Genomic DNA, 13,370 nt, shown 5'->3' with positions numbered 1-13,370 from the left:
TTTATAAATTTAACAATGCTGTTCAACTCCATTCAATATTTATTCTTTTTACCCTTAATTTTTGCCCTCTACTGGCTGGTAAACAAGAAATCATTAAAGTTGCAGAATATCCTGTTGCTGGCGGCGAGTTATTACTTCTATGCTTGCTGGGACTGGCGTTTTCTGTTTTTATTAATGTTTTCCACCGGTTTGGATTACTATACCGGATTGAAAATGCACGACGCCCAAAGTGCTAAGCTGAAGAAATTCTGGTTTTGGCTGAGTATCGGAATCAATGTGGGTTTTTTGGGTGTTTTTAAATACTATAATTTCTTTGTCGAATCGTTTGCCGATTTGTTGTCAGTATTTGGTTTTCAGGCCAATTTCTGGACGTTGCAGGTTATACTGCCCGTAGGGATTTCGTTTTATACTTTTCACGGCTTGTCGTATGTAATCGACATTTATAAAAACCGCATCGAACCCGAGCGCAACATCGTAGATTATTCCTTATTTGTGAGTTATTTTCCGTTGTTGGTAGCGGGGCCTATTGAACGTGCCACGCATTTATTACCGCAGATAAAAAAGCAGCGACAGTTTAATTACAGTCAGGCAATACAAGGTGTTAAGCAGATTGTTTGGGGGCTATTCAAAAAAGTGGTTATTGCAGACAATTGTGCCTTTTTTGTCAATCAGCTGTTTGAAAATTCCGGAAATTATTCGGCACCGGAACTTTGGTTGGGCGCTGTTTTCTTCGCCTTTCAGATTTATGGTGATTTTAGTGGTTATTCTGATATTGCGCTCGGTACTTCCAAACTGTTTGGGATAGAATTGCTCAAGAATTTCAATTTCCCTTATTTTTCCAAAGATATTGCCGATTTCTGGCGGAGATGGCATATTTCACTCTCCACTTGGTTTCGCGATTATTTGTATATTCCGCTTGGAGGAAGTCAGGGAGGAAGAAGCATGCGCTTGCGCAATACCTTAATCATTTTTTTAGTCAGCGGGTTCTGGCACGGAGCCAACTGGACTTTCATTCTTTGGGGCTTGCTGCATGCGTTATTGTTTATTCCTTTATTGTTAACGGAAAACAACAGAAAAAATCTTTCCGGTGGAACCTATACTTTGCGTGATATTCCTAAAATTATCTTGACTTTTCTAGTAGTGTGTCTGGCGTGGGTGTTTTTCAGAGCCGATAATGTCACGGAAGCCTTTGCATATCTTTCAGGAATGTTTGATGTTAGTCATTTGTCACTTAAACTGTTTTTTAAAGACGGGAAATATGCACTTTTTACAGCAATTTGCCTTAGTTCCATTTTCTTTTTATTGGCAACGGAATGGCGAAATTTGAAGAGCCGCAGTTATGAAATACAGCTTTCGAAATTTACAATATTTGTGCTGCTGTTGATGATTTTCTTTATGGGATCGTTTAAAAATCAGATGAGTTTTATCTATTTTCAGTTTTAATGAAGCGTTTTTTATTTAAAATAGGAATTTGGGGAGTTATTGCTTTTGCAATCTTAAATGGTATTGCTTTTTTAAGTCTTTACTCTTTAGGGAAATCCTGTTTGTATAAGCCGCAGTATGTAGAGAACGGTGTTAAGGAAACTGCTTTTGATTATGTAGTTTTAGGATCCAGTACCGGTTTGACTACACTCGATACCAAACAAATTGATTCATTGACAGGCAAGAAAGGCTTTAACATCAGTATTGATGACACGTCCATGAGTACCCATTATGTGATGTTGCAGCATTTTTATGCCCAGGGGAAGAAAACAAAAAACCTGGTGTTAACCATTACACCTTGGGATGTTGCAGACAGTGTGCCCACCATGAGCGATAACGATTACCGTTTTCTTACCAATGTAAAGGAAGATTACGTTTACAATTACTATAAAGAAATGGAGAAGGGAGCTTTTAAGATGATGACCTTATCCCGCTATTTTCCTTTGTTTGGTGTGAGTTACTACAATACGGAAATTTTTTATCCGTCTGTAATGACTGTTGTTAAAACGGAAAAAAGAAACCGCTTTGATGAGAAAGGAAATTATTTTTATCCGGAATCAGGGGCGGGAGTAAAAGCCGGTTCACAGGCAACGGTATATCATTCAAAATTAAAGAATCCTTATTTTGAGAAATTATATGCTTTTTGTAAAACTCAAAATATAACCCTTATTTTATACCAATCACCGATGTATAATTCCGAAATTCATTATTTTGGCTTTCCGAAAGAAGTGAAATTTATTGATCATTCCCGTTTGTTGGCAGCTGATGAGTTTTATGACAACATCCATGTAAATAAGAAAGGGAGACAAAAAGCATCATCAGAACTGACAGATTTAGTTTTAAAGTTTAATTAGCAGCAGATACAGTAGTTTTTTGTGGAGATTTATACAAATGAATGATGTTTACCAATGTTTATATTTACGCAAATAAATAATCTGGAAGTTAAAAAAATGGATAAAGATAAATTGGTCATTTCTTTTGTGAGTTTTATATAAAGCAGAGTATTTTACCTTAAAAATTCAGATTAAGAGTTAAGTAATGATTCCATTCAACAAACCCTACCTAACAGGTAAAGAAGCCCAGTATATAGAAGAAGCCGTACGATCCGGGAAAATTTCTGGTAATGGTATGTTTACCCAAAAATGCCAGCGTTTTTTTGAAGAGAAGTATGGTTTTAAGAAAGTTTTGTTAACCACATCCTGTACCGATGCATTGGAAATGTGTGCCATATTGGCAAACATTCAACCTGGAGACGAGGTGATTGTACCGAGTTATACTTTCGTATCAACCGCGATAGCTTTTATACGGCAAGGAGCAAAGATTGTATTTGCAGACAGTGAGCCTGATAATCCCAATATTGATGTTACCAAGCTTGAAGCGCTTATTACGCCTAAAACGAAAGCTATCGTTCCCGTACATTATGCGGGTGTTGCCTGCGATATGGATGTGATAATGGCTTTGGCAGAAAAGTATAATTTACTGGTTATTGAAGATGCGGCCCAGGCTATTGATTCCTACTATAAAGGAAGACCATTGGGTTCTATTGGTCATATGGCGGCTTTCTCCTTTCATGAAACTAAAAACATTATCGCCGGAGAAGGCGGAATGTTAACTCTAAATGATGACCAATTTATAAACAGAGCTGAAATTATTTGGGAAAAAGGAACAAACCGAGCCGAGTTTTTCAGAGGAGAGGTAAACAAATACGGATGGGTAGATACCGGATCTTCTTTTTTACCTTCAGAAATTATTGCGGCTTTTCTATGGGCACAGATAGAAAACCTTGAAAATATTCAGAAAAAAAGGCTGGAACACTGGCATTACTACTATGAGCATTTACAGCGCTGGGCCAAAAAAAATAGTATAAAACTTCCGATTGTTCCGGAGTATGCTACAAAAAATGCGCATATGTTTTATCTGGTTTGTGAATCTTTAGAACAAAGAACAAGACTTATTAAGCATTTAAAAGATAATAGTATCCTCTCTGTTTTTCATTACATAAGCCTGCATTCCAGTCCTTATTATGAAATGAAACATGATGGTAGGAGTTTGTTAAACAGTGATGCATTTACCGATCGATTGGTGCGCTTGCCCATGTTTTATGAATTAGATGTGGATTTGGTGGCCTCAAAAATTATTGAATTATGATGAAATGGTTGCAAGATGTTAAGATGGTAGAAAGAGTTTTTCTTTTTACCGTATTGGTTTATTTCGGGATATCTGCATTTTATTTTTTAGGGAAAAACGGAGGTGCCGGTGATGAATTGTTGTTTATAAATGATTTGGCTTTTGTGAAAAATCATGGATGGATAGCGGCCATTGAGAAAAACATTTCGATTCCCTATCTACTTTTTTCGTATCCGTTTTCTTTTTTTTTACCGGATTATGTCGCTTTGCGAATAGCTAATGTTGTTCTTACAGTCTTGATGTTTGTTTATTTTTATAAGCAGAAAGAGAAGCTTTCGTTTCATCTCTACCTTCTTTTTTTTGTAAGTACCGTAGGCTATTTTTTTTCAGGCACAAATGATACTTTGTTCTTCATCAGTTTGATTGTCTTTGTTAATGAAGTGAATACTCTTCAGAATAACAAAAGCTGGAACGGTACGCTTGCCTTCTCAGCATTGTTTGTTGCTTTTTTCACCAGAGAGTTGGTGTTTGTGTATTTTCCGGTTCTTATGTTTTGCTTTTATCTGATAAGTCGCAATCGTGGTTTTTCAGGGGTAAATTATTTATATCCTTTTGGTGTCCTTTTGCTGTTTATAGCTTTAAATTTTCCTTCTCTAACTGTTAATGGAAAATTATCATATGATTTGAAATCACCTCCGGCTCATATTCATGCAACTTGGGCGCAACGACAATATTTAGCGCAGTTGATGGTGAACAAAGGAGAGTTGCCTAATTATAATCACCCTACATGGGAGCAAACCGATGAATATCTGAAAAAAAACGGCAATAATTCATTGCCCAAGAGCACGTTAGAAGGTTTGCTGTTTGATGTTAAATTGACAGTGGTTGAATTTTTTAAGGATTTTTCGTTTACTGTTTTTTATAGTTTCAGACAATTAGGATTGATTTTAATCGTTCCGCTTTTTTTTGTTGGTAAGGCCATTATTAAGAAACGAAGAGCCGATGTTGAAGGCATGCTTCTCCCATTATCAATGTGGGTTATGATAGCCGTTTTTTCACTAATTATAATTTCATTTGTAGAATTACGATGGCTGGCACCTGTTTTTGTCCTGAATATTTTATATTACAGTACATTGCAAAGAGATAATCGGATTCCGAATAAAATACTTTTGTTGAACTATGTAATTTTGATTGTTTTTTCTTTTTACGGTTGTTTTAACCTTTCAAAGAAAATAATTGACATTTTGTAATAGTTGAAATTTTAAAAACTTTGTAATGCCAAAAAATAAAATTTTTCTTTTGTTTCCGGATGGGGTTGGAATACGAAATTATCTTTATACAGATGTTTTTAATGCCAATCATCAGGACTTAGTGCTGTTTCATAATTTTGATAACGAAACAGTTGCGTCCGTAAAAGAGATGGTTCAGATACAGAAAGCCATCGCTGTTCCCAAATATCAGGAATCGCTGCAGGAAAAATTTTTGAGAGAATTAATTTCGCTGTCCCGGTTGCATTATAATGTGCGTCAAACCAATAATCAAAGTATATTAACGAGTTGGAAAAAAGCGCACAAAACGTTTTCCAAAAAAGCATTTTACAGCAGCATTGAAGCACTTGCTCCGTTTTTTAAGAAGTACAACACTATTTTAAAATTAGAGAAAAAGTATCAGAAAGCCATTCGTAAAAACCCTTTTTATGAGGAAGTGAAAACTATTCTGAAGCAGGAGCAACCGGAAAAAATATTTTGCTCTCATCAACGCGGATTGCAATGCGCTACAGTTTTTGCCGCTGCTCAGGAATTAGGTATAGAAACCACTACAGTCATTTATTCTTGGGACAATCTTCCAAAAGCAAGATTGGCATTACGGGCTGATAATTATTTGGTTTGGTCTGATTATATGAAAGAAGAAATGAAGTTGTATTATCCCGAAATACCATCTTCTAAAGTTCATGTAACAGGTACTCCACAGTTTCAGTGTTATCAGTCTGAAGAGTATATTATCGATAAAGACGTGTTCTTTCAAAGCTATGGTTTGGATAGTAACAAAAAGATCATTTGCTATTCCGGAGACGATGTAAAAACGTCACCCGATGATCCTAAATATCTTAATGATATCGCCGAAGCATTAATTGCATCAGGGCTTGAGAATGATTATCAGATTCTGTTGCGTCGCTGCCCCGTTGATTTGTCTGGACGATTTGATGAAGTTCTCAAGAAACATAAAACAATAATAAAGGAAGCTGCACCACTCTGGCTTTTTAAAAACGCCAAAGATTGGAGTATGGTTTATCCATCGCAGAAAGACGTTGCTCTCTTGGTTAGTACTGCTTTTTATTCAGACGTGGTAGTGAATGTAGGTTCTACTATGGCTTTTGATTTTGCAATGTTTGAGAAGCCTTGTATTTTTATCAATTATGATCAAAAATCCAAAAAAGAGGAAAACTGGTCGGTAGAAACAATATACCAATATCAGCATTTTAGAAGTATGCCATCAAAAGATGCAGTTGTCTGGTTGAATAGTCCGGATGACATATGTGACAGAATACGCGCACCATTTAACAGTATAGCAATGAATCAGTGGAAGGATGTGATTCTCTCCGATTACAAGAATGCTTCTAAAAAGATTAGAGAACAACTGAAATTAGAATAAATATAATGCACATCTGTTTCATCACACACGAATACCCTAAACAAGGATTTCCTCACGGCGGTTTTGGCAGTTTTGTTAAAACGATGGCTACTGCATTGGTGAGTCAAGGCGTAAAAGTTAGTGTAGTGGGGATTAATTATACCGCATTGGATGAAGAAACAGAAGCGTCAGGAGTTTCTATTTATCGGTTAAAGAAAGATAAGACAAAAGGATTGTCCTGGTGGTTTAATTCCAAAGCAGTAGCTGAAAAGATAAGGGTAATTCACGACCAAAATCCTATAGATATTGTTGAAACCGCAGAATTAGGATTGGCTTTCATTCCCAAAATAAAAGGGATAAAGTATGTAATCAGACTTCATGGAGGACATCATTTTTTTGCAGAGGCCGAAAACAGAGGCATTAATTTCTGGAAAGGTTTTCAGGAGAAAAGGTCATTCAAAAAAGCGGATGCTTTTATTGCAGTATCCCATTATGTGAAAACCCATACCGAAAAATATCTTTCGTATCATAATAAACCGATAGCTTATATCTCAAATCCTATCGATACGGTGCTTTTTTCGCCTAAGGAAGTAACCGTCGTACCTTTTCAGATTGCGTTTGCGGGAACAGTTTGCGAAAAAAAAGGCATTCGACAATTAATTCAGGCTTTTCCGAAGGTAAAGGAAAAGTTTCCCGATGCAAGTCTCGAAATTTACGGGAGGGACTGGTTGTTTCCGGACGGCAGTTCCTATATACAAATGCTCAAGGAAAAAGAATTACCAAACCTGAATGGGTATGCTGCATCGGTACACTTCCATGGAGTAGTGGCTTATGAAACCATTCCTGTAAAATATGCTATGGCAGAGGTTTGTGTTTTTCCGTCGCATATGGAAACTTTAGGGCTGGTGGCGCCGGAAGCTATGGCTGTGGGTAAACCTGTGATCTTTACCAAAGAGGGGCCAGGGCCTGAAATCATTAGACATGGTGAAACGGGATTGTTGTGTAATCCTTATGATCCGAATGATATTACCGAAAAAATTAACTGGGTTTTTGAAAATAGGCTGAAAGCAACTGAAATAGCGAGGAATGCTGAAAGCGAGGTAAAAGCAAAATTTTCAATTACCGAATTATTACATCGGAATATTGAATTTTATGCATCACTGATAAATAAAAAAATATAACTTTAGCAGCAAATAAAAGCAGTTATGAAGACGGAAGCGGAAATCATTGAAATAAATAAAAAACAAAAAGAGTTTTACAACCATAAAAAGAAAAACCTGCCTACCCGAATCTGGTCGTTTGTAAGGGAGAAAACCTTAAAACAAATTCGCCGGGATATTGGCGTTTTGAATCAGTCTTATGATTTGCATAAAGAATGGTTTGGCGATTTGAAAGACAAAAAAGTACTCGATTTAGGTTGTTTTTCCGGAAACAATCTTACGATGTATCTGGCAGAAAACAGTAAGGAGTTTATCGGGTTGGATTTGAGTGATATTGCGATAGCGAAGCTGAATGAACGTTTGAAACATATTCCAACAGCAAAAGCCGTAGCTGCCGATTTTCTTTCCGAAACCGATTTTCCGGATAAAGATTTTGATGTGATTTATGCTTATGGTGTGTTGCACCATTTTCAGAATCCGGATGTTTTAATTGCCAAACTAAATGAAAAATTAGCACCGGGCGGAATCATCGTAAGTTATGATCCTTTGGAAACCAGTCTGCCGATAAAAATCATACGAACCATTTATCGTCCGTTTCAGTCGGATAAAGACTGGGAATGGCCGTTTACCAAAAAAACCTATTATAAATTTCACAACACTTTCCATGTGATTGAGCGTCATGGGGTGTTAGGAAAGGCTAAGTGGTATTTCCTGATTAATCTGTTGCCTATATCGGAAGAGAAAAAGCAGGCTATTGGTAAGAAATGGCATAAACAAGACTGGGAAGCATCGACTACTTCCGACAGTCATTTGTTTAGCTGTATGCAGCTGACTATGGTGATGCAAAAAAAATAGTTTAGGTACAATATCGAAAATGACTTCTTTACAATTGTTGCAATCCGACTATAAAAAATATAAGAAATACGGAGGGAATTTTATTTCCATCGTTTTTTTTACCCAAGGTTTTTGGGCTATTTTTCAATACAGGACAGCCAATTTTATTTACAGAAAGGTGAAAATTCCGGTAATTCGGCAATTTTTACTTTTATTGTGCCTGATATGGCAGAAATTGATTGAAACCATAACCGGGATATCTATTCCTGCGTCAGCAACTATTGGACGCTCTTTTTATATTGGACATTTTGGAGGTATAATTTTTAACGCCAAAACCCATATAGGGGATAATTGTAATGTTTCACAAGGAGTAACCATAGGAGTGTCCGGTTTAGGAGAAAGAAGAGGAGTGCCTGTAATTGGCAATAACGTTTATATTGGAGCTAATGCAGTTGTTGCCGGTAAAATTACTATAGGGAACAACGTTGTTGTTGGTGCCTGTTCTCTGGTTACCAGTGATGTACAAGAAAACAATGTGGTTTTAGGAGTTCCGGCTGCTGTTGTTTCGAATAAAGGTTCAGAAGGGTATATATAATGAAGTTGTTAGTTATATCAGGAGCCCCTTTAATACCATCGGCAGAAGGATGGAAAGCGTATAGCCCTTATGTTAAAGAGATGGCTCTATGGGCAAAATATGCCGATGACGTTCAGTTTTGTTGCCCAATATGGGAAACGGATCGAGGATTATTGATTTCAGAAGTTCCCTTTGATATCCAAGCGCCAATTCGTTTGAAAGAGTTCAGTATGACTTCTTTTTCAGAGGTTTTGAAAAGTGTTTTTGCTATTGTGGTTAATTTGGTAATAATGATCAAAGCCATGCAAAAAGCGGATCACATTCACCTGCGTTGTCCCGGTAATGTAGGCCTGTTAGGTTGTATTGTTCAAATATTATTTCCGAATAAGCCTAAAACGGCAAAATATGCGGGCAATTGGGATCCGAAAGCAAAACAACCCTCGAGTTACCGCATTCAGAAATGGATCTTGTCCAATACTTTTTTAACAAAAAACATGCAGGTTCTTGTTTACGGTGAGTGGGAAGGAAGTTCAAGAAACATAAAGCCTTTTTTTACAGCTACCTATCATGAATCGGATAAGGAATTGATACAGAGAAGGTTGTTGGATAAGGAAATAAAAATGATTTTTGTCGGAACATTGTCGGAAGGAAAAAGACCTTTGTATGCCGTTCAATTGGTTGAGGAATTAAGGAAAAAAGGCCATAACGTAAAACTCGATATGTATGGTGAAGGAAACGAGCGGGAAGTACTTAGCGATTACATTAAGAAACACCAGCTGGAGAAAGTTGTTTGCTTAAAAGGAAATCAAAATTCACAGACTATAAAAGCAGTCTATAAAGAGAGCCACTTTGTACTATTGCCATCTAAAAGCGAAGGTTGGCCTAAGGTTCTTGCCGAAGGGATGTTTTGGGGATGTGTCCCGATTGCCACCAAAGTTTCCTGTGTTCCTACCATGTTGAACGAAGAGGAAAGAGGGCTTTTACTTACTCTGGATTTGGATCAGGATGTTAACAAAGTTTCCCAATGCATTGCTTCGGAAGCTGATTATGTTTTAAAATCGGAAAAAGCAATGGCATGGTCGCGGAATTATACCTTAGATGCTTTTGAAGCAGCAATAAAACAATTACTCGCTTTCCGCTAAAGATATTAAAAACAGTACCAATGCGAATACTACAACTTATTGACAGTCTGGATGCAGGAGGAGCCGAACGCATGGCGGTTAATTACGCCAATGCACTTTCGGAAACGATTGCCTTGTCTGCTATGGTTGTTACCCGAAAGGAAGGTGTGCTTAAAAACGAACTTTCGGATAAAGTACCTTACCTTTTTCTGCAACGAAAAAAAACAATCGATGTACAATCGATAAAAGCATTGCTGCAATTTGTAAAAAAGCACCAAATTGAATGGATTCATGCGCATGGCAGTTCTTTTTTTATAGCATCGTTGCTTAAAATTTTGTACCCTAAGATAAAACTGGTTTGGCACGATCATAATGGCAATCGGGTAAAAATAAAAATGCGTGAAAATACTTTGCTTGCCATTTGTTCCTATCTGTTCAATGCTGTAATTACGGTAAACAGGGAATTGCAAACGTGGGCTGAGAAAAATCTTCATAGTAAAAAAATAGCCTATCTCCCTAATTTTACACGTAATAACGGAAAGGAAGAAAAAGCCACAATCTTACAAGGTAATCCGGAAAAGCGAATTGTATGCTTAGCCAATTTGCGGCATCCTAAAAACCATGTTACTTTAATAGCGGCTTTTCATGCAACAAAATTGGCTGCGGAAGGCTGGACTTTACACCTTGTAGGGAAAGATAACTTCGATGATTATTCAGGAAAAGTCAAAGAAATAATTCGTCAATACGGGTTAACGGATAGTGTTTTTATTTTAGACAGTAAATCGGATGTGTACCATATTCTTAGTCAGGCTTCTATTGGTGTTTTGTCTTCAACCTATGAAGGGTTTCCGGTAACATTGCTTGAATATGGGCTTTCGAAATTAGCGGTTGTCGCTTCAAATGTTGGTTATTGTCCGGAAGTTATTACAGATTCCGAAGACGGCTTTCTTTTTAACCCTTTGAATGCGGAACAATTAAGTGGAAAATTGTTAGTTTTGGCAAAAAACGAAGCCTTGCGGGAAAAATTTGGAGACTCACTTTATAAGTCAGTCGGAGAAAAATTTTCGCAACAATCCGTAATTGCGACTTATTTGAACTTAATTAACTGATTTTGGAAAAAGGAAAGCTGACATATATTTCTTTATTATTTATACATATAGGGATAGGAGTTCTTGTATATCTGATCCCTTTTCTGTCTAAAATTTACAGTTTCCTGATTTTAGGTGCCGGTTTGTATTATGTTGTACAGCGTAAGAACAGAAATAATGAAGTGCTTTATGTGGCTGCTTATTTAGTAGGGAGTGAGGTTTTTTTAAGGATGACCGGTGGAAATCCTTTTCACGAGTTAACGAAATACTCCGTTATCCTTTTTATGATTCTCGGTATGGTTTACAGCGGTATCTCTAAGGGGAGTACACCTTTTTGGATTTATCTCCTTTTTTTGTTGCCGGCGGTTTATGTGGCTACCGAGACTTTAAATTTTGAAACCGATATGCGGAAAGCCATCATGTTTAACCTTTCTGGACCTCTTTGTTTAGGTTTTGCGGCTATCTATTGTCACCGAAGACGGATTACCCTTGAAGAACTTAATAATGTGTTGTTCGCACTCGCGCTTCCGATTTTATGTATATTAACATACGTGTTTTTGTTTAACCCAAGTATTAAAGACGTTGTTGTTGATACCCAATCGAATCATGAAACTTCAGGCGGATTTGGACCAAACCAAGTAGCCACTATTTTAGGTCTTGGGGTTTTTATTTTTTTTAGTAGAATTGTTTTGTTGTCAAAGTCAAGGTCAGTTTTAATTTTGAATCTGGCCATCTGTACTTTTATGACTTTTAGGGGGATTGTTACTTTTTCCCGTGGCGGGATGATGACAGCTGCTTTGATGATTCTTCTTTTAATGGGGCTGCTTTTCATCTTTATGAAACAACGTGGTAAGTTGAGAATCATACAAATGCTGGTTTTGGGATTGGTTTTGTTGTCGGGTGTTTGGGTTTACAGTTCATCGCAAACGAGTGGATTAATTGAACGCAGGTATGCTAATGAAGGAGTTCATGGTAATAAAAAAGAAAGTCAGTTGTCCGGAAGAGAGGATCTTATGGAATCTGAGTTGAAAATGTTTTTTGAAAATCCTGTTTTTGGTATCGGAGTAGGTAAAAACAGAGAATTCCGTGAAGAGCAGACCGGTATTCAGGCTGCTTCTCACAATGAAATTACGCGTATGCTGGCCGAACACGGTAGTTTTGGATTGGTGGGTTTTATCATTCTTCTAATTGTACCCTTTGTTTTGTATCTGGACAACCGCATGCATATTTATATGCTTTCCTTTTATGTTTTCTGGCTTCTTACGTTAAACCACGCCGCCATGCGGACAGCAGCGCCCGCCTTTATCTACGCCTTAACCCTTTTAAAAGTTTATGCTCTTGAAAAACCTGTTGTACATAGGGAACAAGCTCTCGGGGAAGGGGTTTAATACCACAGTTATCGATACTATGAGCCGTCAGTTTATTGCTGAAGGGTATACTGTTGTGGCCGTATCCGAATATAAGAATACTTTGGTTCGGATGCTGGACATGTTGTGGGCGGTTTTACGGTACCGAAACAGTGATTATGTGCTGATTGATACCTACAGTACCAGTGGTTTCTGGTATGCTTTTTTTGTTAGTCAGCTTTGCCGTTTTTTGCATCTCAGCTATATTCCGATTTTGCATGGGGGGAATTTGCCTAACCGCCTTGAAAAGAACCCAAAACTTTGCAAAATGCTTTTCAGCAATGCGTATCAAAACGTAGCACCTTCTCATTATTTGATGGAGGCCTTTACTAAAGCAGGATTTACAAATCTGACTTACATTCCCAATGCTATTGAACTTGCAAATTATCCTTTTAAAGAAAGGAAAACGATAAAACCAAAGCTGCTTTGGGTCCGAGCTTTTTCCTATATTTACAATCCGAAGATGGCTGTTGATGTCCTCAATGCGTTACAGCAACATTATCCTGGAGCCACACTTTGTATGATAGGGCCGGAACAGGACGGCAGTATGGCAACAACTAAAAAATACGCCGAGGAAAAAGAAGTAACCGTTCATTTTACGGGGCGTTTGCCGAAACCGGACTGGCTTGCCCTTTCCTCAGAATATGACATTTTTATCAATACAACTCATTTTGACAACACTCCAGTGAGTGTGATGGAAGCGATGGCATTGGGATTGCCTGTTGTGACTACCAATGTAGGAGGGATTCCGTATCTTCTTGAGCAGGAGAAAGATGGTTTGTTGGTAGCCGATGGGGAGGTGACGGCAATGGTAGCGGCTATTGAAAGGCTTTTAGAACAACCGGAACTGGCTTTGAAATTGTCTCAGAATGCCAGAACAAAAGCCACATCCTGGGATTGGGGTCAGGTTAAGTTACAATGGAAGAAGCTCTTAGAATAATAACGGT

At 37.6% G+C, this 13,370-nt stretch carries 12 protein-coding genes; all 12 read left to right on the top strand.

Annotation, left to right across the window (positions count from 1 at the left end; genetic code table 11):
* Positions 1–15 precede the first annotated feature (15 nt).
* The 12 genes from ABGT15_RS08280 to ABGT15_RS08225 all read left to right on the top strand — a co-directional run bounded on the left by ABGT15_RS08280 (position 16) and on the right by ABGT15_RS08225 (position 13,363).
* Positions 16–1,443: an MBOAT family O-acyltransferase gene (locus ABGT15_RS08280; protein WP_367230955.1), complete on the top strand. Its 1,428-nt coding sequence runs from the start codon at positions 16–18 to the stop codon at positions 1,441–1,443.
* The gene (locus ABGT15_RS08275; protein ID WP_367230954.1) at positions 1,443–2,336 is read left to right on the top strand and encodes a hypothetical protein; all 894 of its coding nucleotides are present in this window, start codon (positions 1,443–1,445) and stop codon (positions 2,334–2,336) included. Before ABGT15_RS08280 ends, ABGT15_RS08275 begins: the two co-directional genes overlap by 1 nt.
* A 184-nt stretch (positions 2,337–2,520) precedes the next feature.
* Complete coding sequence (gene rffA / locus ABGT15_RS08270) at positions 2,521–3,630, top strand: dTDP-4-amino-4,6-dideoxygalactose transaminase (protein ID WP_367230953.1); 1,110 nt, start codon at positions 2,521–2,523, stop codon at positions 3,628–3,630.
* Complete coding sequence (locus ABGT15_RS08265; RefSeq protein ID WP_367230952.1) at positions 3,627–4,859, top strand: hypothetical protein; 1,233 nt, start codon at positions 3,627–3,629, stop codon at positions 4,857–4,859. The genes rffA and ABGT15_RS08265 overlap by 4 nt, the downstream gene beginning before the upstream one ends.
* 25 nt (positions 4,860–4,884) lie before the next feature.
* Positions 4,885–6,261, top strand: a complete 1,377-nt coding sequence (locus tag ABGT15_RS08260; RefSeq protein WP_367230951.1) for a CDP-glycerol glycerophosphotransferase family protein — start codon at positions 4,885–4,887, stop codon at positions 6,259–6,261.
* Between the two features lie 5 nt (positions 6,262–6,266).
* The gene (locus ABGT15_RS08255; RefSeq protein WP_367230950.1) at positions 6,267–7,421 is read left to right on the top strand and encodes a glycosyltransferase family 4 protein; all 1,155 of its coding nucleotides are present in this window, start codon (positions 6,267–6,269) and stop codon (positions 7,419–7,421) included.
* A gap of 24 nt (positions 7,422–7,445) precedes the next feature.
* A complete protein-coding gene (locus tag ABGT15_RS08250; protein WP_367230949.1) occupies positions 7,446–8,255 on the top strand; it encodes a class I SAM-dependent methyltransferase in 810 nt (269 codons plus the stop codon).
* A 19-nt stretch (positions 8,256–8,274) separates the two neighbouring features.
* Entirely contained in the window at positions 8,275–8,829 is a 555-nt protein-coding gene (locus ABGT15_RS08245) for a serine O-acetyltransferase (protein ID WP_367230948.1), read from the top strand.
* Positions 8,829–9,950, top strand: a complete 1,122-nt coding sequence (locus ABGT15_RS08240; protein WP_367230947.1) for a glycosyltransferase — start codon at positions 8,829–8,831, stop codon at positions 9,948–9,950. Before ABGT15_RS08245 ends, ABGT15_RS08240 begins: the two co-directional genes overlap by 1 nt.
* Before the next feature lie 20 nt (positions 9,951–9,970).
* The gene (locus ABGT15_RS08235; RefSeq protein WP_367230946.1) at positions 9,971–11,038 is read left to right on the top strand and encodes a glycosyltransferase; all 1,068 of its coding nucleotides are present in this window, start codon (positions 9,971–9,973) and stop codon (positions 11,036–11,038) included.
* 2 nt (positions 11,039–11,040) lie between these two features.
* Positions 11,041–12,405 (top strand): O-antigen ligase family protein, encoded by a 1,365-nt coding sequence (locus ABGT15_RS08230; protein ID WP_367230945.1) that lies wholly within the window; start codon positions 11,041–11,043, stop codon positions 12,403–12,405.
* Between the two features lie 19 nt (positions 12,406–12,424).
* Positions 12,425–13,363, top strand: a complete 939-nt coding sequence (locus ABGT15_RS08225; protein WP_367230944.1) for a glycosyltransferase family 4 protein — start codon at positions 12,425–12,427, stop codon at positions 13,361–13,363.
* Positions 13,364–13,370: the final 7 nt, after the last annotated feature.

Origin of the sequence: Flavobacterium enshiense (assembly GCF_040750275.1) — a bacterium.
Classification (GTDB): domain Bacteria; phylum Bacteroidota; class Bacteroidia; order Flavobacteriales; family Flavobacteriaceae; genus Flavobacterium; species Flavobacterium enshiense_B.
The sequence above is the reverse complement of the archived record's forward strand: the minus strand, read 5'-3'. Positions and strand labels throughout refer to the sequence as shown.

Coding starts and splice junctions, on each gene's coding strand:
- ABGT15_RS08240 (WP_367230947.1), top strand. CDS start 8,829: ATGAAGTTGTTAGTTATATCAGGAGCCCCTTTAATACCATCGGCAGAA.
- ABGT15_RS08280 (WP_367230955.1), top strand. CDS start 16: ATGCTGTTCAACTCCATTCAATATTTATTCTTTTTACCCTTAATTTTT.
- ABGT15_RS08225 (WP_367230944.1), top strand. CDS start 12,425: ATGAGCCGTCAGTTTATTGCTGAAGGGTATACTGTTGTGGCCGTATCC.
- ABGT15_RS08275 (WP_367230954.1), top strand. CDS start 1,443: ATGAAGCGTTTTTTATTTAAAATAGGAATTTGGGGAGTTATTGCTTTT.
- ABGT15_RS08235 (WP_367230946.1), top strand. CDS start 9,971: ATGCGAATACTACAACTTATTGACAGTCTGGATGCAGGAGGAGCCGAA.
- ABGT15_RS08260 (WP_367230951.1), top strand. CDS start 4,885: ATGCCAAAAAATAAAATTTTTCTTTTGTTTCCGGATGGGGTTGGAATA.
- ABGT15_RS08255 (WP_367230950.1), top strand. CDS start 6,267: ATGCACATCTGTTTCATCACACACGAATACCCTAAACAAGGATTTCCT.
- ABGT15_RS08265 (WP_367230952.1), top strand. CDS start 3,627: ATGATGAAATGGTTGCAAGATGTTAAGATGGTAGAAAGAGTTTTTCTT.
- rffA (WP_367230953.1), top strand. CDS start 2,521: ATGATTCCATTCAACAAACCCTACCTAACAGGTAAAGAAGCCCAGTAT.
- ABGT15_RS08245 (WP_367230948.1), top strand. CDS start 8,275: ATGACTTCTTTACAATTGTTGCAATCCGACTATAAAAAATATAAGAAA.
- ABGT15_RS08250 (WP_367230949.1), top strand. CDS start 7,446: ATGAAGACGGAAGCGGAAATCATTGAAATAAATAAAAAACAAAAAGAG.